The 19,956-nt window shown below is 64.3% G+C and carries 20 protein-coding genes; 8 read left to right on the top strand and 12 right to left on the bottom strand.

Annotated features, from left to right (window positions below):
- Position 1: 1 nt before the first annotated feature.
- From AC1C2Q_RS11875 to AC1C2Q_RS11910, 8 genes are all read right to left on the bottom strand, one after another.
- Positions 2 to 943, bottom strand: coding sequence for a carbohydrate ABC transporter permease (locus AC1C2Q_RS11875; protein ID WP_495450280.1), 942 nt, complete (start codon positions 941 to 943; stop codon positions 2 to 4).
- The gene (locus tag AC1C2Q_RS11880; RefSeq protein WP_495450281.1) at positions 940 to 1,401 is read right to left on the bottom strand and encodes a hypothetical protein; all 462 of its coding nucleotides are present in this window, start codon (positions 1,399 to 1,401) and stop codon (positions 940 to 942) included. The genes AC1C2Q_RS11875 and AC1C2Q_RS11880 overlap by 4 nt, the downstream gene beginning before the upstream one ends.
- On the bottom strand, positions 1,398 to 2,663 hold the full coding sequence (locus AC1C2Q_RS11885; RefSeq protein WP_495450282.1) for a glycoside hydrolase family 28 protein: 1,266 nt from the start codon (positions 2,661 to 2,663) through the stop codon (positions 1,398 to 1,400). The genes AC1C2Q_RS11880 and AC1C2Q_RS11885 overlap by 4 nt, the downstream gene beginning before the upstream one ends.
- A gap of 23 nt (positions 2,664 to 2,686) precedes the next feature.
- Positions 2,687 to 4,198 (bottom strand): extracellular solute-binding protein, encoded by a 1,512-nt coding sequence (locus tag AC1C2Q_RS11890; RefSeq protein WP_495450283.1) that lies wholly within the window; start codon positions 4,196 to 4,198, stop codon positions 2,687 to 2,689.
- Complete coding sequence (locus AC1C2Q_RS11895) at positions 4,195 to 4,872, bottom strand: YesL family protein (RefSeq protein ID WP_495450284.1); 678 nt, start codon at positions 4,870 to 4,872, stop codon at positions 4,195 to 4,197. The genes AC1C2Q_RS11890 and AC1C2Q_RS11895 overlap by 4 nt, the downstream gene beginning before the upstream one ends.
- Entirely contained in the window at positions 4,872 to 5,864 is a 993-nt protein-coding gene (locus AC1C2Q_RS11900) for an ABC transporter permease (protein ID WP_495450285.1), read from the bottom strand. The genes AC1C2Q_RS11895 and AC1C2Q_RS11900 overlap by 1 nt, the downstream gene beginning before the upstream one ends.
- Before the next feature lie 351 nt (positions 5,865 to 6,215).
- Complete coding sequence (locus tag AC1C2Q_RS11905) at positions 6,216 to 7,541, bottom strand: MFS transporter (protein ID WP_495431751.1); 1,326 nt, start codon at positions 7,539 to 7,541, stop codon at positions 6,216 to 6,218.
- A gap of 5 nt (positions 7,542 to 7,546) precedes the next feature.
- Positions 7,547 to 7,987 (bottom strand): MarR family transcriptional regulator, encoded by a 441-nt coding sequence (locus AC1C2Q_RS11910; protein WP_495450286.1) that lies wholly within the window; start codon positions 7,985 to 7,987, stop codon positions 7,547 to 7,549.
- A 42-nt stretch (positions 7,988 to 8,029) separates the two neighbouring features.
- On the opposite strand from AC1C2Q_RS11910, the gene AC1C2Q_RS11915 reads away from it, so the two are divergent.
- The 4 genes from AC1C2Q_RS11915 to AC1C2Q_RS11930 are packed head-to-tail and all read left to right on the top strand — an operon-like array spanning position 8,030 to position 11,762.
- A complete protein-coding gene (locus tag AC1C2Q_RS11915) occupies positions 8,030 to 8,782 on the top strand; it encodes a copper homeostasis protein CutC (RefSeq protein WP_495450287.1) in 753 nt (250 codons plus the stop codon).
- Positions 8,783 to 8,836: 54 nt separating this feature from the next.
- Positions 8,837 to 9,709, top strand: coding sequence for an alpha/beta fold hydrolase (locus tag AC1C2Q_RS11920; protein ID WP_495450288.1), 873 nt, complete (start codon positions 8,837 to 8,839; stop codon positions 9,707 to 9,709).
- Between the two features lie 23 nt (positions 9,710 to 9,732).
- Positions 9,733 to 10,782, top strand: coding sequence for a lipoate-protein ligase LplAB (gene lplAB, locus AC1C2Q_RS11925; protein ID WP_495431313.1), 1,050 nt, complete (start codon positions 9,733 to 9,735; stop codon positions 10,780 to 10,782).
- Complete coding sequence (locus tag AC1C2Q_RS11930) at positions 10,761 to 11,762, top strand: DNA-methyltransferase (protein ID WP_495450289.1); 1,002 nt, start codon at positions 10,761 to 10,763, stop codon at positions 11,760 to 11,762. Before lplAB ends, AC1C2Q_RS11930 begins: the two co-directional genes overlap by 22 nt.
- Here AC1C2Q_RS11930 and aztA read toward each other — a convergent pair.
- Positions 11,749 to 12,414 (bottom strand): zinc ABC transporter ATP-binding protein AztA, encoded by a 666-nt coding sequence (gene aztA, locus AC1C2Q_RS11935; protein ID WP_495450290.1) that lies wholly within the window; start codon positions 12,412 to 12,414, stop codon positions 11,749 to 11,751. The genes AC1C2Q_RS11930 and aztA overlap by 14 nt on opposite strands.
- Positions 12,415 to 12,469: 55 nt before the next feature.
- On the opposite strand from aztA, the gene aztB reads away from it, so the two are divergent.
- From aztB to aztD, 4 genes are all read left to right on the top strand, one after another.
- Positions 12,470 to 13,327 (top strand): zinc ABC transporter permease AztB, encoded by an 858-nt coding sequence (gene aztB, locus AC1C2Q_RS11940; protein WP_495450291.1) that lies wholly within the window; start codon positions 12,470 to 12,472, stop codon positions 13,325 to 13,327.
- The gene (locus tag AC1C2Q_RS11945; protein WP_495450292.1) at positions 13,324 to 14,526 is read left to right on the top strand and encodes a hypothetical protein; all 1,203 of its coding nucleotides are present in this window, start codon (positions 13,324 to 13,326) and stop codon (positions 14,524 to 14,526) included. Before aztB ends, AC1C2Q_RS11945 begins: the two co-directional genes overlap by 4 nt.
- Complete coding sequence (locus AC1C2Q_RS11950; protein ID WP_495450293.1) at positions 14,523 to 15,440, top strand: metal ABC transporter solute-binding protein, Zn/Mn family; 918 nt, start codon at positions 14,523 to 14,525, stop codon at positions 15,438 to 15,440. Before AC1C2Q_RS11945 ends, AC1C2Q_RS11950 begins: the two co-directional genes overlap by 4 nt.
- Before the next feature lie 74 nt (positions 15,441 to 15,514).
- Positions 15,515 to 16,723 carry a zinc metallochaperone AztD gene (gene aztD, locus AC1C2Q_RS11955; protein WP_495450294.1) on the top strand — a complete coding sequence of 403 codons (1,209 nt, stop codon included), beginning with the start codon at positions 15,515 to 15,517 and terminating at the stop codon, positions 16,721 to 16,723.
- A 62-nt stretch (positions 16,724 to 16,785) separates the two neighbouring features.
- Here the strand turns inward: aztD and AC1C2Q_RS11960 are convergent, their stop codons facing one another.
- The 3 genes from AC1C2Q_RS11960 to AC1C2Q_RS11970 all read right to left on the bottom strand — a co-directional run bounded on the left by AC1C2Q_RS11960 (position 16,786) and on the right by AC1C2Q_RS11970 (position 19,882).
- Complete coding sequence (locus AC1C2Q_RS11960) at positions 16,786 to 18,108, bottom strand: TRAP transporter large permease (RefSeq protein ID WP_495450295.1); 1,323 nt, start codon at positions 18,106 to 18,108, stop codon at positions 16,786 to 16,788.
- Between the two features lies 1 nt (position 18,109).
- Positions 18,110 to 18,700 (bottom strand): TRAP transporter small permease, encoded by a 591-nt coding sequence (locus AC1C2Q_RS11965; protein ID WP_495450296.1) that lies wholly within the window; start codon positions 18,698 to 18,700, stop codon positions 18,110 to 18,112.
- Positions 18,701 to 18,841: 141 nt separating this feature from the next.
- The gene (locus AC1C2Q_RS11970; RefSeq protein ID WP_495450297.1) at positions 18,842 to 19,882 is read right to left on the bottom strand and encodes a TRAP transporter substrate-binding protein; all 1,041 of its coding nucleotides are present in this window, start codon (positions 19,880 to 19,882) and stop codon (positions 18,842 to 18,844) included.
- Positions 19,883 to 19,956: the final 74 nt, after the last annotated feature.

The following is a 19,956-nucleotide window of genomic DNA, read 5'->3' on the forward strand; positions in this document are numbered from 1 at the left end:
ATCAGCCCTTGACGGAACCAATCAGTGCACCCTTGACGAAGAAGCGCTGCACGAACGGGTAGACGACGAGCATCGGCAGGGTCGCAACGAAGATCACGGCCATGCGGATCGACTGGGCCGGCGGCACGACGTCCACGGCGGTCTCGTCGGCGTTGAGCCCGCTCGCCACAATCACGATCTGGCGCAGCAACACCTGGATCGGCCATTTCTCAGAGCTGTTGATATACAGGATCGCGCTCTGATAGGTGTTCCAGTAGTACACGGCGTAGAAGAGTCCGATCGTGGCGATCGACGCCAGCGAGAGCGGCAGCACGATGCGCCAGAAAACACCCAATTCTGAGCATCCGTCGATCCGAGCGGATTCCTCAAGACTCTCAGGAATGGCCTGGAAGAAGCTGCGCATGATCACGAAGTTGAACGCGTTGATGGCGACCGGGATGATCAGCGACCACAGCGAGTCGATCAGTCCGAGGTTCTTGACGACGATGAATGTCGGGATCATGCCGCCGCTGAAGAGCATTGTGAACACGACGAGGAAGTTGATGAGCTGGCGGCCCTTCAAATGTTTCTTCGAGAGCGCATAGGCCATGAGCGATGTCATGATCAGGCTCACCATCGTCCCACCGACGGTGACGATCGTCGAGACGCCGAGTGCGCGGAAGATCGTCGGTGTGGACAGGATGTACTGATACGCGGTCAGCGTGAATGTTCGTGGCCAGAGAATGAACGACCGGGTTGCGAGTTCGCCGGGTGTGGCAAGGGAGCTCGCGAGCACGTTGATGAACGGCAGTATGCACACCAGGGCGAACGCGGTGAGGATGACCACGTTGACGATACCGAAAGCGCGGCGACCAGGGGTGAGACGGCTCTTGTTGCGCGCTGCGCGTCGTATCTGGATCGGAATGGTCTCGTCGGTGACGGGACCGGAAGCTGTGGTGCTCATGTCGTACTCCGATGCTGAATGGGGCGCACCGCGAACAGGCCCGCGGCGAGGAAGAAGAGGAACGCGACCGGATACAGCAGAAGCTGCGTTCCGATCAAGCAGACGAGTCCGGCGGCCAGGAACCACCAGGCGGTGCTGCGGCGACTAGGTCGGTGGGTCGCGACGAAGAAACCGATCGCGCACAGCAGTGCCACCACGATCAGAGAGAAGCCGAACCAGGCGGCAAGTGTGTTCAGCGCTTCGAGCGCGTCGGCTTCGGCGACGTCGATGCCCGATGCGCGAAGAGCTGGCAATAGCGTCTCCTGGACTACCGCGTCGTCACTTCTGTTGACGGTGAGAGCAAACCCGCCCTGCAGCAGCACGGCAAGGCCCATGCCGATACCCGCTATCCACAGTTCTGCGCGGCGACGCATGAGTGGAGGAGTCGTCTGTTCGGTGGCGACGTCGCGCTGAGTCATGTCAGCGCTCCTGCCTGGACATCGATGTCGGCATGGTTCGCGGTGATCGCCGGTCCCTGCACACCGACGACACGCACGTTCGTGATGCGCATCCGAGTCGCGAAGCTCGCATAAATGCCGGCGGCGGCCATCGGTGGCACACCGTCGGCCATCGCAGGGATCGCAGCTACCGGGTCTGGCGCGAAGGAGATGTACACGTCATCCAGAGTGAGGTCCTCCAACGGCGCCTCTGGCAGGCCAGAGACGAAGGCCGCTGCGGATTGGACGTTGGTAGCGGTGATGTGCGAGAGGTGGATGCGTCGAAAGCGGGGAGTTCCGGCATTCGTCGGCTGGGGAGTGCGATCGGAGACCAGGGGCAACTTGCCCTCGGGGCCACAGAAGTAGAAGGGGTTGATGACCAACGGGCACAGCACGCTGTCCATGATCACGTTCGTCACCCGAAGATCTTCGACGGTGCCTCCGCGGCCGCGACGCGATTTGATGCGGATTCCACGATCAGTGCCCTGGAAGACGCAATTGGAGATGGTGACGCCGCGTACGCCGCCGCTCATCTCGCTGCCGATGACGACACCACCGTGGCCGTGAATCATTGTGCAGTTGGTGATTGTGATGTTCTCGCACGGGACGCGAACGGGAGAGCCTTCGCTGCCTGCCTTGATCGCGATGCAGTCGTCACCGACGTCAATGTGGCAATCGCTGATACGCACGTTGCGGCACGACTCGGGATTAATTCCGTCGGTGTTGGGCGAATCGGGCGGATTGATGATGCGGATACCAGAGATGCGCACGTCATCGCACAGCAGAGGGTGCACCGTCCACGACGGAGAATCGCGCAGTGTGATGCCGGAGATTTCCACGCGCGAGCACGAGTGTATGCCGATGAGGGTGGGTCGAGGGTGGTCGAGCTCGCCGTCGCGGAATGCCTTCCACCACCAGGCGCCGGAGCCGTCGATCTCACCGCGACCGGTGATGGAGACATCGACCTCGCCGTCGGCGTACAGGCACGGGGAATGGATGGTGGTGGCTGCGCCCTCCCAGCGCGCGTCGACCAGGGGGTAAAGGGCGGGGTCGGCCGCGAAGCGCAGCACCGACCCCGCCTCGAGGTGCAGCTCCACGCCCGAGCGTATGCGCAGGGACCCCGTCACGTGCACACCGGCCGAGATGGTGACTCGGCCACCGCCATCGGCCGCGGCGCGGTCGATGGCGTCCTGCAGTGCGCGCGTCGTGTGCGCCGCTGCGGATGTGGCGTCCGGAGAGTTCATGGTCTGCACCTGATCTGTACTCGTCAGTTGGTCTCGTTGTGCGAGGCCGTGAGCTGATCGACGATGTCGGTCAGCCCTTGGCTGTCCAACTCAGCGATGGCTGCTTCGTAGCCGTCCATGTCGAGCTGGCCGACCATGAACTTGTTGTAGGCGTCGTTCGCGGCCTGCTTGATGACCGACCAGCGCTCGTCGAATGCGTCGGAGCTCAGAGGGAGGGAAGGGTCGATGACTGCGAACTCGGCGTTCTCCTCGGTCAGAGCGTTCGCTTCGTCAACGTAGGGTGTCGTGTTACTGAATTGCACAACCAGCTCGGAGGGGCGGGATGAAGAGAATGACTGCACTTCCTGCTCCCACAGCGTCTGGTCCAGAACGGTCACGACGTTGTCGGACATCTCGTAATGGGTTCCCTCGATGCCGTTGGTCATCAGCATGAACGCCTCTTCGTCGAGCAACTTGTCGAGGTAGCCGAGTACCGCGCGCAGGTCATCTTCGGTCTTGACTCGCGTAGTTGAGATGGCCAGCCACCCGCCGAAGCCGCCGTTGGTGTCGGAGAGGATACGTCGGGGGACATCGTCGTAGGTCATGTCGTTGACCAAGGCCCACGCCATCGGAGTCTCGGGGTCTGCGCTGAGCGCCAGAGCCATGTAGTTCTTAGCCTCGAACAGGCCGGTGATTACGATGCCGCCCTTGCTCTGAGCGATTGCATCCTGCTGGTTCTGCTTCTGCACGGTGACGAACTCGTTGTTCACCGCTCCCTGTTCGTAAAGGTTGCGGTACCACTCCATGGCGTCCTTGAATTCGTCGGACTGGAATGAGGGCGCGATCTCACCGTCGTCGGTCAGATCGAAGTTGTTGCCGGCGCCGAAGTATCCGGCGATCATCCGGAAGCCGAGGGTGAAGCTTTCGGCGCGATCGATGAATCCAGTGGTGTCGGCTGCGCCATTGCCGTCAGGATCGTCGTTGGCGAAGGCAATTGCGACCTCGCTGAGCTCGTCGACAGTGTGGGGGACTTCGAGGCCGAGGTTGTCGAGCCAGTCCTGACGGATCAGCACGCCATAGCGGGCCTTCGGCTTCTGAAACGGCACGCCGTAGAGGTGGCCGTCGACGCGGGCAGACGCGATCGTCTGTTCATCGATCTGGGACAGGTTCGGGTAGTCGGCGAGATACGGCTCGACGTCCCAGAACTGGCCGGATGCAAGGGCCGTGCGCACAGACGCATTGGACGTGTTCGTCAACGATGTGATGTCGGCGACGGTGTCCGAGGCGAGAACTGCGTTGATCTTCTCGTCTTTGGATGCGTCGGGCACCCATTGGAACTCGACGTCGGTTCCGGTGTACTCGGCCAGCGCCGCCTCGATCGGACCGTCAGGGGTCGGAGTGGTGGGAGTGTGCAGCATGGTCATCCAGGTGAGGCTGCTGGCGACCTCGGACGGTGCGTCGTCGTTCGGTTCTGCGGCCGAGCTGCACGCCGAAAGGGCGAGTGCTGCTGCGGTGATGGATGCGACGGCCAACGCGACTCTGCGGTGGTTCCTCATGATGTGATTCCTCTCGCGACAGGGTGGTGGGACGGAGCGGTGTTGCGCCGCCCGGGGGGTGAGGCATGGGGGTTGTCATCTGTGATCTGCGTGAAGATGATGCGGGTGATGAAGCCGATGGCGGCGGCGGGGATGCCGATGCCGAACAGCACGAGTGCGGGGAGGGCGTACGTGGCAAGCAGCCACCAGGTGAGCGCGACAGCGCCAGTGGCTACGATCGTCCAGTGCAACGAGCCGATGCCGAGCATGAGCGCGGTTGCGATCTGGCGGTGAATGCCGCGCACATCGGTGGCGGCTATCACCGGGAACACATACGCGGCGATGATGCCGATGACGATCAGGGCGAGGACGTTGGCGAACTGGAGCAACCAGATCGTGACGTTGAACAGGTTGGTGATGGCGATGGCGCCGGCCGACAGAAGGATCCAGCTCACTGCCGCTGAGCGCCAGTACTGGGCACGCACGAGGCCGAGGAATGTTCGTGTCACTGGCGGGGTGTCGCCGAAGCGGAACCAGCGGTCGATGTACGCGGCGACCGCGTAGGAGGCAGGGCCGATGCCGAAGATGACCAGGCCGAGCACAGTCGTGGCAATCCATAACAAGTTTAGGTAGGCGAGGCGGTACACGCCGCGCAGAAACATGTTGAGGCGCACGAAGCCATCGACCGAGAACATCAGTACACGCCCTCTTCGCCGAGCTTCTTCGCGAGTTTGTTCGCGCCGACGACGAGGATCAGCCCGACGAGGCCCTTGAACATGCCGACGGCTGCGGCGTAGCTGAACTGTCCGTTTTGAATGCCGGCGGTGTAGACATACGTGTCGAAGATCTCGCCGACCTCGCGGTTGAGTGAGTTCAGCAGCAGGAACATGTGCTCGAAGCCGAGTTCGAGGAAGTCACCGATCATCAGAATGAACATGACGATGATGGTGGGGCGGATGGCCGGGAGCGTGATGTGCCAGGTCTGCAACCAGCGACCGGCGCCGTCAAGCTCTGCGGCCTCGTACAGCTGCAGATCGACCGCGGTCATGGCGGCGAGATAGATTATGGTGCCCCAGCCGGCCGTCTTCCAGATCTCTTGGACGACGTACATCGGGCGCAACCATGCCGGGTCGGTGAGGAACGGGATGGCATCGAAGCCCCAGGACTGCAAGAGCGAGTTGAAGCTGCCGCCGTCAGTGGTGAACATCACGTAGAACAGCGACACCACGATGACCCACGACATGAAGTGGGGCAGGTAGATGATCGTCTGCACGCTGCGCTGGAAGAGTTTGGTGCGCACCTCGTTGAGCATGAGGGCGAGGATGATCGGGATGGGAAAAGAGAAGACCAGCAGCAACAGCGACAGGGTCAGAGTGTTGACCATGAGCATCGCGAAGGTCGGCTCGGAGAAGAACCGGATGAAGTGTTCGAAGCCGACCCATGGACTGCCCGCGATGCCACGGAAAGGCGAGTAATCCTGGAAGGCGATGACAAGGCCGCCCATGGGAACGTACTTGAAGATGATGAAGTACGCGATGCCTGGAAGTGCCATCAAGTAGAGCGCCTTGTGGCGCAGGAGGAATCTCCACCATGACCGCCGCGGGCGAGAGTCGGCGGTCGGCCGGTTGTGTTCTGTCGACGGAGAGGGCTGCACGACGGATTCACTTTCGGTGTTCAGCACGGTCATTCCACCGGCCTCGCGATCGCGCGATGTCTCACCATCGGGTGCCTCTTTCTGTCCTCAGCGTCGAGTCCGGGAGATGAGAGCATGCTTTGAGAAAGCGCTTTCGGTAACCGGTTTCCCGAGAGTAGCACGTGAGGTGGATCGCGACAACAGTCATGTCGGCGGGGTTGTCTGAGGCCTCGATCTTCGGCCTCCGCGCGGGACGTGCGGGCGCGGGCGCCGGAAGAAAAACCCGGCGGGGAAAGTGATCCCAGCCGGGTTATTCTTCCCGCATTACCCGCGCCCGCGGCCTTGGCCGCGTTGACGCCAGTGGCCGCGTCTGCGCAGGCGGCTCCTTCGGCGCAGGCGGCCGGCTCAACCCTTCGGCGCCGTGCGGATCGGCGTGGTGGCAGCCGCGACCTCGTCGCTGAACTCCACCGGATCGACGCGCATGACCGAGATCGGCAGGGTCTCGTCGAGCGTCAGCCGAAACCGTGAGTTCTCCTGGCGGCGCAGGCGACCGGATGCCAGGATCCACGCGACACCGATCGCCATGGCAACGAGTCCGGCGATGCCGCCGACAAGGATGGCGGCGCGGGGGCCGGCGGCATTCGTGATCCACCCTGCGATCGGGGCACCGATCGGGGTCGAGCCCATGACGACGGCCATGTACAGCGCCAACACGCGCCCGCGCAGCGCGGGGTCGGTCGTGGTCTGCACGTAGCCGTTCGCAGTTGTCAGCATGGATACCGTCGAGAATCCGACGAATATGAGCACGGTGGCATACGTCCAGTAGGTCGGCATCCACGCAGAGATGATGGATGCGACACCGAACCCACCGGCGGCGAAGATCAGAACTCTGACCCGTGCTCGCTCGCGTCTGGCAGCGAGCAGTGCTCCGGCCAGCGACCCGATCGCCAGTACCGAGCTCAATATTCCGTAGCCGTCGGCGTCACGGCCGAACTCCAACGCCATCGTCGAGGCGAAGATCGGGAAGTTCATCCCGAAGGCTCCGATCAGGAAGATCATCACGAAGGTGATCTTGAGATCGCTCCGGCCCCATACATAGCGGAAGCCCTCGGCGAGGCCGTTTCGTCCCTTGCTTTTGATTCGAGGGAGGAGTTCCCGCGTACGGATCAGTACGAGCGCGATGAGCATGGCGAGGAAGGTCGCCGCGTTGAACACGAACACCCATCCGGTGCCGACGACGACGATCAGCAGGCCTCCGACAGCGGGCCCGATGAGTCGTGCCATATTGAATGACGCAGAGTTAAGTGCGACCGCATTTGAAGCGTCTTCGAGTGTGACCATGTCTGAGACGAAGGCCTGGCGTGCCGGTGCGTCGAAGGCGTTCGTGATGCCGAAGGCCAACGCAAAGCCGAACATCACCGGCAACGTCATGACACCGGTCAGCAGCAGCGCCGCGACACCGATCGCGAGCATCATCAGCACTGTCTGGGTCAGCAGCAGGATCTTGCGTCGGTCGAACCGATCGGCGACCCAGCCGGTCACGCTCACCAATGCCAGTGGCGGACCGAATTGCAGCGCCATCGTGATGCCCATCGCGGAGGCATCATTGTCCGTCAGTTCGGTGAGGACCACCCAGTCCTGAGCGGTGGCCTGCATCCAGCCGCCGATGTTCGATACGAGGGCGCCAAGGAACCAGATCCGATAGTTGAAGTTCGAGAATGACCGGAACATCGCGCTCATCGTTCGGCCACCTTCCGCATCAGGGCCGAGGCTGCTCGCAGTGTCGCCAGTTCCTCACCGGTGAAATCGAACTCGGCCAGCGCCGCGGCGAGGGTGGCATCGCGCTTGCGCACGGTTGCGGTGACGATTTCGATGCCGGCATCCATGATCTCGATGTACACCCGGCGACGGTCATCTTCGTCGGGAACCCTCACGACGAGGCCGCTTTCCGCTAGGGCATCCACCGTGTTCGACATCGTCGGTGCGCTCACTCGCTCGCGTTGGGCCAGCTCACCCACCGGCAGGCGGCCGTTCATCCTCAGACAGGCGAGCACGGCGAACTGCGCGTCGCTGAGGGTGTCCACCGCTCTCTCGCGGCGCAGCCGACGAGCGAGACGGAAGGTTGCGAGGCGGAGATCAGTGGCGGTGGCGAGTACGGGATCGTCTGGTTCAGTCATTACTTAGGTAGTCTAACTAAATTTTCCGAAAATGGGGGCAGAATGGATGCCGTGAACATCGCGCTCGAACTCGCCGTCCAGGATCCCGCAGGGGTTCGCATCGCACGGGAGGTCGGCGCTGCGCGCGTCGAACTCGCCCAGGCCCTCGCTCTTGGCGGGCTCACGCCGTCGCCCGCCACTGTTGAGTTGGCGCTGGACGCCGCGGGGGAGGCAGGGCCCGAGATCCACGTTCTTGTTCGTCCTCGCGCTGGCGGATTCCACTACGACACCGACGAGATCGCGCTCGCAGTGCGTGACGTGGAGAGGGCGGTTGCCGCCGGTGCCGCCGGGGTCGTCATCGGTGCGCTCGATTCCACTGGTGCGCTCGACCTTGACGCGATGGCTCGGCTGCGCGATGCCGCAGGTGAAGCCGCCGTTACTCTGCACCGTGCGATCGACGTCACCGCCGATCCGGTGGCGACGCTCGACAGCGCAATCGACCTGGGCCTGCGGCGCGTGCTCACCTCTGGTGGTGCATCCGCCGCCATCGATGGCATCGAAACGCTGCGCGCGATGGCGGTAGCCGCGGATGGTCGCATCGAGATCATGGCAGGCAGTGGTGTGAACGCATCGAGTGCGGCGGCTTTGGCCGCCGCGGGCGTCGACGCGCTGCACTTCTCCGCCAAGCGCAACGTTGTCGTCGACGGTGGCGGCGGTGGTGGCGTGCGGATGGGATCGGCTGCCGACGGCGTCGGAGGGTATGAGGTCACCGACCGCGACGCCGCGTTTGCGGTGCGAGCGGCGCTCGGACTCTAAGTCGGACTCTGACACAGGACTAGCCGTTTGCCGCCGCGTCCGTAGACTCGACCCATGCCCCAGACTTCGGAGTTCACCGACGCGCACGGCGTCGTGATCGTCTACGACGTCCACTCCGCACAGGGCGAACCACGAGGCGTGGTGCAGTTGATACATGGCGTCGGCGAGCACGCCGGTCGCTACGGCGCGTTGATCGGCGCTCTCACCGCGGCGGGTTTCACCGTGTACGCAGATGACCACCGCGGTCATGGGCGAACCGGCATCCGTCAGCATGGGGGCCCTGCGAAGCTCGGCAGGCTCGGCAAGGGCGGGATGAACGCGGCCAAGGATGCGATCTGGCAGCTGACCGGGATCATCCGTGCCGAGCATCCTGACCTGCCGCTCGTGTTGCTCGGCCATTCCTGGGGATCGTTTCTCGCACAGATGCTGGTCAACGACCATCCACAGGCGTGGGATGCCGTCATCCTCTCCGGTTCCGGGCTGCGCACTCCGCGCGATCTCAACGCCGGTCCGTTGAATGCCCGATGGGAGGGGACGGCTGCCACCGGCTACGAGTGGCTAAGCCGCGATCCCGCCGTCGGTAAGGCCTTCGACGATGATCCACTGACGACGAATGTGCCGATTCGGAGGCTGTTCGGCCTGATTGAAGGGGTCAAGATCTACGGCCTCCCGAGCAAGGCTCTGAACCCGTCGAAGGGCGGGCGCGACATTCCGATGCTGCTGATGGTCGGTCGTGATGACCCTGCGGGTGGGCCGCACAGCGTGCACAAGCTCGCTGATGCATACCGCACGCGCTCTGGCCAGACAGATGTCACCACACTCGTCTACCCCGATGCGCGCCACGAGATCTTCAACGAACTGCAGCAGGAAGAGGTTCGCGCTGACCTGCTCGCCTGGCTCGATAAGCACGTGCCAGCCCGGTCCTGACGAGAGCGGCTTAAGCTGGACTCGTGCATGGTGAATACAAGGTTCCAGGTGGAAAGCTCGTGGTCGTCGACGTCGAGATCGAAGACGGCAGGCTGAGCGACTTCCGCCTCGCTGGCGATTTCTTTCTCGAGCCAGACAGCGCGCTCGAAGACATCAACGCGGCCGTCAACGGGCTGCCAGCGGAATCGGATGCCACGGCCATCGCCGCTGCGGTTCGAGCAGCACTGCCTGATGGCGCCCAATTGCTCGGGTTCAACCCGGAATCGGTCGGCACGGCCGTGCGCCGCGCACTCATCACCGCACCAGGCTGGCGCGACTTCGACTGGGAGATCGTGCATGAGAAGGCCGTCTCACCACGGATGAACCTCGCCCTCGATGAGGTGCTCACCTCCCGCGTCGGTGAGGGGCGTCGCCGCCCGACGCTGAGGATCTGGGAGTGGGATGAGTCCGCGGTCGTGATCGGCTCATTCCAGTCGTACCGCAACGAGGTCGACCCTGAGGGGGCTGCCAAGCACGGCTTCGACGTCGTGCGTCGCATCTCCGGCGGCGGCGCGATGCTCATGGCGGCGGGGCAGATCATCACCTACTCGCTGTACGTTCCGGCATCCCTCGTTCAGGGCATGACGTTCGCCGATTCCTATGCGTTCCTCGATGACTGGGTGCTGCAGGCGCTGCGCACCGTCGGTATCGACGCGACCTATCAGCCGCTCAATGACATCGCGAGTCCCACCGGGAAGATCGGCGGTGCCGCGCAGAAGCGTCTCGCCAACGGCGGCGTGCTGCACCATGCCACGATTTCGTACGACATCGACGGGCAGGTCATGACCGAGGTGCTGCGCATCGGGCGCGAGAAGCTCAGCGACAAGGGCACTACTTCGGCCGCCAAGCGCGTCGACCCGCTGCGCACCCAGACCGGGCTTAGCCGCGCCGAGATCATCGACAGCTTCAAGGCGACGTTCCGTTCGCTGACAGATGCCGAAGACGGTGCGATCACGGCGGATGAGTACGCCGACGCCGAGGCGCTCGTGGAGTCGAAGTTCGCGACCGATGCGTGGCTGCATCGGGTGCCGTGATCCCCACGCCCGCCTCCGGCCCGCGCTCGTCGGAATCAGTCCCCCAGCCTCAGCCTGGATCCGTATCGATCCTCCACGGCGACAACCTCACCGCTGCGCGATCACTGCCTTCGGCATCCTTCACGCTCGTCTATCTCGACCCGCCCTTCAACACTGGCCGCACGCAGAGCAGGCAGGTGGTTACCGCCCGTCGTGCGTTCGCAACTTCGCAAGAATCGTCGGAAACGGACGATTTAGGGGCTGTAGAGGCGGGGGGTGACGGTTCTCTGAGGAGTTATGAACCGGAAGCGCGGCCGAAGGAGATCCGGCACGGCTTCCACGGCCACGAGTACGAGCGCGTGCGCGGCATGCTGCGCACCTACGACGACAGCTTCGACGATTACGGCGACTTCCTCATGCCGCGACTGGAGGAGGCCTGGCGCCTGCTCGCCGACGACGGCACGCTGTATCTGCACCTGGATTATCGTGAGGCGCACTACGCCAAGGTCATGCTCGATGCCGTCTTCGGGCGCGAGGCCTTCCTCAACGAACTGATCTGGGCATACGACTACGGTGCGAAGTCGCGGCGCCGCTGGCCGACCAAGCACGACACGATCCTCGTTTACGTGAAAACCCCTGGCCGGCATGTCTTCAACGCCGACGACATCGATCGCGAGCCGTACATGGCGCCTGGCCTCGTCACGGCGGAGAAGGCGGCCAGAGGCAAGCTCCCCACCGACGTCTGGTGGCACACGATCGTGCCCACCACCGGCAAGGAGAAGACTGGTTATCCGACGCAGAAGCCCGAGGGGATCCTTCGCCGGATCGTGCAGGCCTCCAGTCGCCCAGGCGACCGTGTGCTCGATCTCTTCGCCGGCAGTGGCACCACGGGAGCGGTGGCATCCGCGCTTGGACGCGACGCCGTGCTCGTCGATGACAACCCGGAGGCGGTGCGCGTGATGCAGATGCGGATGCCGCACGCCGAGGTCACGACGCTCTGATCATCCGCCCGTCCTGAAGCTCGAGGACGTCGTCGACAGCGGTGAACTCCGTGATGTCGTGCGTGACGGCGATGACGCCAGATCCCGTCGCGGCGAGCTCATCGATCGTTTCCGCGATGATCGCGCGGGATCGCGAGTCGAGCCCGGCCATCGGTTCATCGAGCAGCACAAGATCGGCGCGTTGTACGAGCGCCTGTGCCAGAAGGGCGCGCTGTCGCTGCCCGCCGGAGAGCGTGCCGATAGGGCGCCGGGCGAGGTCGGAGAGACCAACGGTGGTGATCGCGTCCTTGATGCGGTCTCGATCTGCCCGGCGCGCCGGCCGCCACGCACCGAGCTGACCCCAGGTGCCCATCGCGACGATGTCGGTGACACTCAGTGGCAGGTGTGGTGCGAGCGGAGTCGACTGCGGCACGAGCGCGATGCGGAGACCGGGCCGCATATCCACGATTCCGCGATGCGGTGTGATGAGTCCTGCCGCCACCGCGAGCAGGGTCGATTTTCCTGAGCCGTTGGCTCCGACGACAGCGAGCAGACGCCCGGCATGTGCCTCCGCATCGACGCCACGCAGGGCAGGATGACCCTCAAGATCGACGGCGATGTCGCGTAGCGAGAGCACCCGAGTGGTCGGCAAGAGCAGAGAGGAGGTGGTCACGCCACTCATTATTGCAAATGAAAATCATTCTCAATAACTGCTACAGTCACTCACTGTGTCCTCCTTGCTTGATCCATTCACCGTCTCCTTCGTGCAGCGTGCACTCCTGACCGGCGCGCTCGTCGCGGTGATCTGCGCCGTCGTCGGCACCTGGGTCGTGCTCCGTGGGATGGCGTTCCTCGGAGAGGCCATGGCGCACGGAATGCTCCCGGGCATCGCCGTCGCGACGCTGCTCGGCATTCCGCCGATTCTCGGCGCGGCGGTCAGCGCCGCCGGCATGTCCGTAGGCATCGGCGCGCTTCAGCGGCGGGGACGACTCTCCGCCGACACCAGCATCGGACTGCTCTTCGTGGCCAGCCTCGCGCTCGGCGTGATCGTGATCTCTGCCTCGCGCAGCTTTGCGACGGATGCGACAGCCATCCTGTTCGGCGATATCCTCGCTGCCGAACCGTCAGACATACTCACGCTCGCAATCGTGGCCGTCATCACGCTGACTGTCGCAGTCGTAGGCCACCGCTCGTTCGTTGCAGTGACCGTCGACCCGCGGCAGGCGCAGCTGCTGGGGCTCCACCCCCGGATCGCGCACGTGCTCCTGGTCGGACTCATCACACTTGCCGTCGTTGCGGCATATCAGGCCGTCGGCTCGCTGCTCGTCGTCGGCATGCTGCTCGGTCCTGCAGTCGCCGCAGGGCGTTGGGCCACGCGCATCCCCTCGACCATGGCACTCGCCGCACTCATCGGCACCGCGTCCGTCGCCATCGGTCTCCTCGTCTCCTGGCACGCCGGCACCGCCGCCGGCGCCACGATCGCCTTCGTCGCGATCCTCTCGGCCGCAGCGTCCGCTGCGCTCCACGGGCTGCTGTCAGCCCACATCACCTGGCGCCGTCGCGCCCTCACTGAAATGACCGCATGAAATACCGCGCCGCCGGAGTATCCGGCATCCTGCTCCTCGCCCTTGTCGGATGCGCCGCAGCCCCTGCCAGCTCCGACCCGTCGGCGGGCACCGCCATCGAGGACAGCCATGGCGAGATTGCGGGCGCGCACGAGCTCGCAGAACCCGCTCTGCATCTGACCACCGTGGACGCGGAGGGAACTGTGCATCACCTCGACCTCCTCGACGAAGAGTCATCGGTCCTCGCCGAGATCGAGCCGATTGATGACCTCGTGACGGACGGGCGGTACCTCTTCGGCATCCGGAACGGATCGGTGACCGTCATCGACAGCGGCGTCTGGACTTGGAGCCACATCGACCACTTCCATTACTACGAAGCGCCTTCGCACGTGATCGGAGAGATCGAAGGCAGCGGCCTCGCGACAGTGACCGCCGGAGAGACAGGCGCCGGCATCCTGTTCGACGATGAAGCCGTGCTGATCGACACTCCGGCGCTGGCCGAGGGGCAGATCGTGGAGGACTTCCGCATTCCTGTCGAGCCGCACGTGGGTCTCGTCATCCCGCTGACCACTGGCGCGGTCATGACTGAGGCGGATGCCGAGGGGACGGCACAGACGCTGCGCATCGTCGCCGCGGACGGAACAGCGGGTGACTCCATCCCGTGCGCGAACGCGGCGGGAAGCATCACGACGGTCGTCGGCGTCGTCATCGGATGCGCAGACGGAGCGGCGCTCGCCGTCGGTGGCGATCCCGAGAAATGGGAACGAGTTCCGTACCCCGTGGACGCTGCGCCGATCGCGACCGCTTTCGATGCGCGGAAGGCACGCCCGACCGTGGCCGCACTCGCAGGGGATGAGGGAGTGTGGCTGCTTGACACCCGCGAACGCAGCTGGACGTTCCACGATGTCGGGGAGGAGATCGTGCAGGTTGCAGCGGTTGATGATGAGGCGGAACGAGTGCTCGCCCTGGCTGCGGACGGCTCGGTACTCGTGCTCTCTGACGGCGAGATCGTCGCCAGGACCGCCCCTCTCGTCGCGGCATCCCTCGCTGACCCTGAGCTCGCGACGGGCGTGACCCTCGTCGTCGATCAGAACCGGGCGTATCTGAACGGTCCGGCAGAGAACGTGATGTGGGAGATCGACGCGGCCGACAATGCGCGCATCGCCCGCGTGTTCGAGTCGGCGACGTCGCCGTTGCGTCTCGCTGGGACAGGCCGATGAACCGCGTGCGCAGAATCACTGCTGCCGTGCTTGCGGCGGCAGCCGTCACCGCCGGCCTCGCCGGCTGCACTGGTCTTCTGATGGATGCCGACCGGCCACGCGTCTACGTCACGACGAACATCCTCGGCGACGTGGTCTCCGAGATCGCGGGCGATCAGCTGGAGGTCATCACGCTCATGGCGCCCGGCGCCGATCCGCACTCCTTCGAGCTTTCCGCGCAGCAGGCTGCTGGTCTGCGAGACGCAGAGCTCATCGTGGCGAACGGCCTCGGTCTCGAGGAGGGACTCGCGCAGCACGTCGACGCCGCAGCTGCAGAGGGCGTGCCCGTCGTGGCGGCCGGTGATCATGTCGAGGTTCTCGAGTATGCGGAGGGCGCAGGCCCCGACCCGCACTTCTGGACCGACCCCGCGCAGATGGTCCTCATCGTCGATGCGCTCGCGCCGACACTCGCGGAGCTCGCTGGTGCGGGGCAGGCGGATGTGCTGGCCGCAGCGGCGGCATACCGGGAGGCTCTCGTCTCGATCGATGATCAGATGGCGCACGCGCTGGCGGAGATTCCGGCAGAGCGCCGCGCGCTCGTGACCAATCACCATGTCTTCGGCTACCTCGCTCGCCGGTACGACGTGACGCTGCTGGGGGCAGCCATCCCCGGTGGCACCACGCTCGCCGCACCCAGCCCCGCTGACCTCCAGGAACTCGTCGACGCGATCGACGCTGCCGGGGTCCGCACGATCTTCGCCGAGTCCTCGCAACCCGACCGACTCGTGCAGGTGCTCGCCGAGGAGGCCGACCGCGAGGTAGCGGTCGTCGAGCTCATTACCGAGTCGCTCGCGCCGCCCGGAGAACCCGGCGACACGTACCTCGACATGCTGCGCGTCAACACCGAGCGCATCACAGCGGGCCTCAACCGCTGAACTCCACCTGAGCCCCCCGAAAAGAACACCCCCTGAAAGACCACCGCCTGAAAGGGCGACACGAAAGGAAGACAATGACACAGCTGAACCGAACCGCACGATTCGCGGTCGGCGTGGGAGTCACCGCGCTACTGCTGGCAGGGTGCAGTGCCCAACCAGCGGCGGAATCTCCGGGCTCCGCTCCGACCACCTCGGATGCTCCCGCCGCCTCGGATGCCTCCACAGACGGACCGCGCGTCGTGGTGGCCTACGCCGGAGGCGTGCTCGTCGTCGACGGTGAGACTCTCGAGGTGATCGATGACCTGCCGACCGAAGACTTCGTCCGGCTCAACGACGCGGGCGACGGGAGTCACGCGTTCGTGACCACGTCAGAGGGCTTCCAGCTGCTCAATGTGCGCGAGCCAGAGCTCACCGACCTGGTCATCGAGGCGGACGCCGCCGGACACGTCGTCCGACACGGAGGCAAGACCGTGCTTTACGACGACGCGACTAGCGACACCACGATCTTCGACACGGCATCCCTCGCGGATGTCGACGGCAGCCTGCCGGAGGCGCAGGTCATCGAAGGGGTCGAGGCTCACCACGGTGTATCCGTGCTGCTGGAGGATGGCACCTTCGTGACGACCGTCGGCGACGCGAGTGGCCGCACCGGCATCCGTGCCGTTGATGCCGCTGGCACTGAGATCGCGATCAGCGCCGAATGCCCCGGCGTTCACGGCGAGGGCACCGCGCAGCATGAGGCGGTCGTCTTCGGCTGCGAGAACGGCGCGCTCGTGTTCGACGACGGAGCGATCACCAAGCTCACCTCGCCGGATGACTTCGGCCGCATCGGCAACGCGTACGTTTCCGAGAACAGCCCGCTTGTCGTCATGGACTACAAGGATGACCCCGACCTTGAGGGTTACCTCCTGACGGACATCGCGCTGATCGACACCGAGGCGAAGACCCTCGAGAAGGCTGAGCTTCCAGAGGGGATCAGCTACACCTTCCGCGGCGTGACCCGTGTGGAAAATGGTGACGCCGTGCTTATCGGCTCTGACGGACAGCTGCACGTCATCGATCCGGCGACCGGTGCGATCACGGCATCCTACGACGCGATCGATGCCTGGGAGGGGCCCTCCGAGTGGCAGCAGCCGCACCCGGCGATTGCTGCCTATGGCGACGTCGTTTACGTGACGGATGCCGCAAACAGCACGATCCTCGCGATCGATGCCACCACAGGTGAACAGCTTGCCGCTGCGGAGCTGCCACAGGTTCCGAATGAGATGACCGTGGTCGGCTAGACGCAGCACTGAGGCTGTCGGCGAATGCGATGCAGTCGCCGACAGCCTCAGCTGGTCAACGCTCAGCGGATCAGGCCGAGAGTCTCCGGCAGCCACATCGACAGCGCAGGTACGAACGCGACGATGAACAGGCCGACCACGAGTGCCCAGAAGAACGGCCAGAGCCGCGCGATGACCTTCTCCAGGCGCACGTTCGCGACGCGGGCGGCGACGAACAGGTTGTTGCCGATCGGGGGCGAGATGTTCCCGAGGCACATGTTGAAGACCATCATCGCGCCGAAGTGGATCGGGCTGACGCCCATGGCGACGACGACAGGCAGGAAGATCGGCGTGAAGATCAGGATTGCCGGTGTCGGGTCCATCACGGTGCCGGCGAGCAGGAGAACGATCATGATGATGATCAGCACAACTACCACGTTGTCGGTGAACCCGAGCAGTCCCTCGGTCACCAGTTGCGGGATGCGAGCGAACGCGAGCACGTAGCCGAGGATGCCGGAGACGCCGATCAGAAGCATGATGATGCCGGTGACTTTGGAGGCCTCGAGGATGATCTTCGGCAGTTCCCTGATCGGAAGAGTGCGCTGCAGTAGGCCGAGCACGAAGCAGTACAGCACGGCGATCACCGCGGATTCGGTCGCAGTGAAGATGCCGCTGAGGATGCCGCCGATCACGACGAAGATCATCAGCAGAGCGGGCAGCGCCTTCAGGAAGACGATCATGACCTGCCCGAAGTTCGGGCGTGCCGAGCCCTTGGGAAGACGCAGCTCCGGGTGCTTGCGGGCGTAGAGGGCCACGACCACGATGCACACCGCAGCCCAGAGGAGCCCGGGGCCGACTCCGGCCATGAAGAGGGCGCCGATCGAGGTACTCGAGACGAGTGAGTACACGATGAAAGTGTTGCTCGGTGGGATCAGCATCCCTGCCGGCGACGAGGCCGCGTTGACGGCGGCGGAGAACGCCGGGTCGTACTTCTCTCGCTGCATGCGCGGCGTCATCACGGTGCCGATGGCGGCGGCGGAGGCGACGGACGCACCGGAGACTGCGCCGAACATCGTGTTTGCGACGATGGTGGTCTGCGCGAGCGATGCGGGCAGGCGACCGGCGACGACCTGGGCCAGATCAATGAGGCGGGCGGCGATGCCGCCGGTGTTCATGAGTCCGCCAGCGAGTATGAAGAACGGTATCGCGAGCAGACTGAAAGAATTGCTGCCCTGGAAGATCTTCTGGGACGCAGTGAATGTCGCACCCTCCCAGTCGCCAAGGAGGATGAAGATCGCGATTGCCGAGGGCAGGCCCATGGCGACAGCGACCGGAAGGCCGATCGCGATACCGATGGCGATGCCGGCGATCAGGACGATCGACGCGACGAGTGTGATGGTGTCCATGTCAGATCGCCTCGCTGATGTCGTTGGTGTCGGGGGTGGGATCCTCGACACCGGCGAGGAGGCCGATGATCTGCACGATGGAGTAGAAGAGGATGAGCACTCCAGCGATCGGCATGATCAGGTAGATCTGCCCGATTGTGAAGGGGAGTGATGAGAGGCTCTGCTGCCAGGAGTTCTGGGCGACGGCGATGCCGCCGATGATGAACACTGCGACGATGAAGAAGATCACGATGAGCTCGATCACCACAGCGGCAGCGCGACGTGCGCGCAGCGGGAGCTTCTCGATGAGGATCTCGACCGCGATGTGCCCTCGCTCGGAGAAGACATACGCCGCAGCGATCATCGCCAGGATGACGAAGCTGTACTGTGCGGCCTCCTGCGTCCACGGTGCGGTGTTGTTGAGCACCTCGCGGGTGAAGACCTGCCAGGCTACGATGACGACCAGCGCCACGAAGACGATGATGCACAGCCATCCGAGCAGTCGATCAACGCCCTTGCGGGCAGTGCCAAGCACAGTCATCAGGCCATGCCAGCGGGTGGCGCCGGCCGGAGGGTTCGCCTCGCCGGCGTCATCGGGTGGGTTCGTGGTCACGGTGTCCTCCGTTCCGGCCTGACAGCAGAATGCTGTCGCCGATTTCGCACGTCGTCGTTGCGGGATGGAGCCTGAGCGGACCGGCGAGGACGCCAAGCGGTCTAAGCGACCGCCCTGCGCCCTCGCCGGGTGCGTCAAGTCTTACTCTGCAGCGCTGCGGATGCTTTCGTAAAGAGCGATCTGGGAGTCCTCGGTGAGGAACTCGTCGATCAGGGGCTCGAGGGCTTCTGCGAAGGCCTCGGTGTCGACCTCAGCGAACTCGGCGCCGCCGGCCTCGGCATCGGCGATGGCCTTCTTGGTGTCGGTCTTCCACAGTTCGGTGTGGTGCTCCCATGCGCCGGTCCAGCCCTCGTCGAAGGCTGCGCGGTCCTCGTCTGACATCTCGGCGAGCGTGTCGCTGTTGATGATCAGGAAGTCCGCACCGACCAGGTGACGCGTCAGCGAGAAGTAGGGTGCGACCTCGTGGTGCTTGTTGCTGAAGTACGAGATCTCGTTGTTCTCAGCGCCGTCGACGACGCCGGACTGCAGACCGCTATACACGTCGCCGAACGGCAACGGGGTGGGGGAGGCGCCGAGGGCTTCGATCATCGCGAGGAAGACGGGGCTCTCCTGTACGCGGATCTTCTTGCCCGCCAGGTCGGCTGGCGTTTCGACGATGCCGTCCTTGGTGTAGATGCTGCGCTCACCCTGTGTGAGGCCGCCGACGACGGAGATGTTGTTGCTCTCCTCGAGCGATGAGTACACGTCGCCGACGAGTTCTTTATCGTCCAGCACCGACATCTGGTGGTCGATGTTGTCGAAGACCTTGGGAAGGCTGAAGAGGACGAAGTCCTCGTTGAGGTTCTCCAGCTGCGGCGCCGAGACGATCGCGAGGTCGATGACGCCCTGGCTGACGGACTGCAGGTACTCGTCTTGGTTGCCGAGGGTGCTGTTCGCGTGCACCTCGATGTCCCAGCGGCCGTCGGTGGCCTCCTTGAGCTGCTCACCAAAGGCTTCGAGCGCGATGTATGAGGGGTGGGTCTCAGGCTGGTTAAGTGCCAGCTTCATGACGGTGGTGCTGGTGCTCCCGCCGTCGGCGCTGTCGCCGGCGTCGCTGTCGGCACCGGTGCCGGAGCATCCGGCCAGGGTGAGCGCTGCGATCGCGGTGGCCGCCATGAAGGCGATCCGAGTATTGCTTCGCATGAAGTTCTCCTTTGAAATGCTGTGAGTGTGGGGACAGCGGTCTGCAACGACCGGTTTTATACATTCATCCATCT

Source organism: Microbacterium sp. Y356 (assembly GCF_059445355.1).

Bases quoted from the DNA above. Each gene is read 5' to 3' on its own strand.
- AC1C2Q_RS11900 (WP_495450285.1), bottom strand. From the start codon at position 5,864: ATGACCGTGCTGAACACCGAAAGTGAATCCGTCGTGCAGCCCTCTCCG.
- AC1C2Q_RS11920 (WP_495450288.1), top strand. From the start codon at position 8,837: ATGCCCCAGACTTCGGAGTTCACCGACGCGCACGGCGTCGTGATCGTC.
- AC1C2Q_RS11950 (WP_495450293.1), top strand. From the start codon at position 14,523: ATGAACCGCGTGCGCAGAATCACTGCTGCCGTGCTTGCGGCGGCAGCC.
- AC1C2Q_RS11880 (WP_495450281.1), bottom strand. From the start codon at position 1,401: ATGACTCAGCGCGACGTCGCCACCGAACAGACGACTCCTCCACTCATG.
- AC1C2Q_RS11970 (WP_495450297.1), bottom strand. From the start codon at position 19,882: ATGCGAAGCAATACTCGGATCGCCTTCATGGCGGCCACCGCGATCGCA.
- aztD (WP_495450294.1), top strand. From the start codon at position 15,515: ATGACACAGCTGAACCGAACCGCACGATTCGCGGTCGGCGTGGGAGTC.
- AC1C2Q_RS11875 (WP_495450280.1), bottom strand. From the start codon at position 943: ATGAGCACCACAGCTTCCGGTCCCGTCACCGACGAGACCATTCCGATC.
- AC1C2Q_RS11915 (WP_495450287.1), top strand. From the start codon at position 8,030: ATGGATGCCGTGAACATCGCGCTCGAACTCGCCGTCCAGGATCCCGCA.
- AC1C2Q_RS11960 (WP_495450295.1), bottom strand. From the start codon at position 18,108: ATGGACACCATCACACTCGTCGCGTCGATCGTCCTGATCGCCGGCATC.
- AC1C2Q_RS11910 (WP_495450286.1), bottom strand. From the start codon at position 7,987: ATGACTGAACCAGACGATCCCGTACTCGCCACCGCCACTGATCTCCGC.
- AC1C2Q_RS11945 (WP_495450292.1), top strand. From the start codon at position 13,324: ATGAAATACCGCGCCGCCGGAGTATCCGGCATCCTGCTCCTCGCCCTT.
- AC1C2Q_RS11890 (WP_495450283.1), bottom strand. From the start codon at position 4,198: ATGAGGAACCACCGCAGAGTCGCGTTGGCCGTCGCATCCATCACCGCA.
- AC1C2Q_RS11905 (WP_495431751.1), bottom strand. From the start codon at position 7,541: ATGTTCCGGTCATTCTCGAACTTCAACTATCGGATCTGGTTCCTTGGC.
- AC1C2Q_RS11895 (WP_495450284.1), bottom strand. From the start codon at position 4,872: ATGTTCTCGGTCGATGGCTTCGTGCGCCTCAACATGTTTCTGCGCGGC.
- AC1C2Q_RS11885 (WP_495450282.1), bottom strand. From the start codon at position 2,663: ATGAACTCTCCGGACGCCACATCCGCAGCGGCGCACACGACGCGCGCA.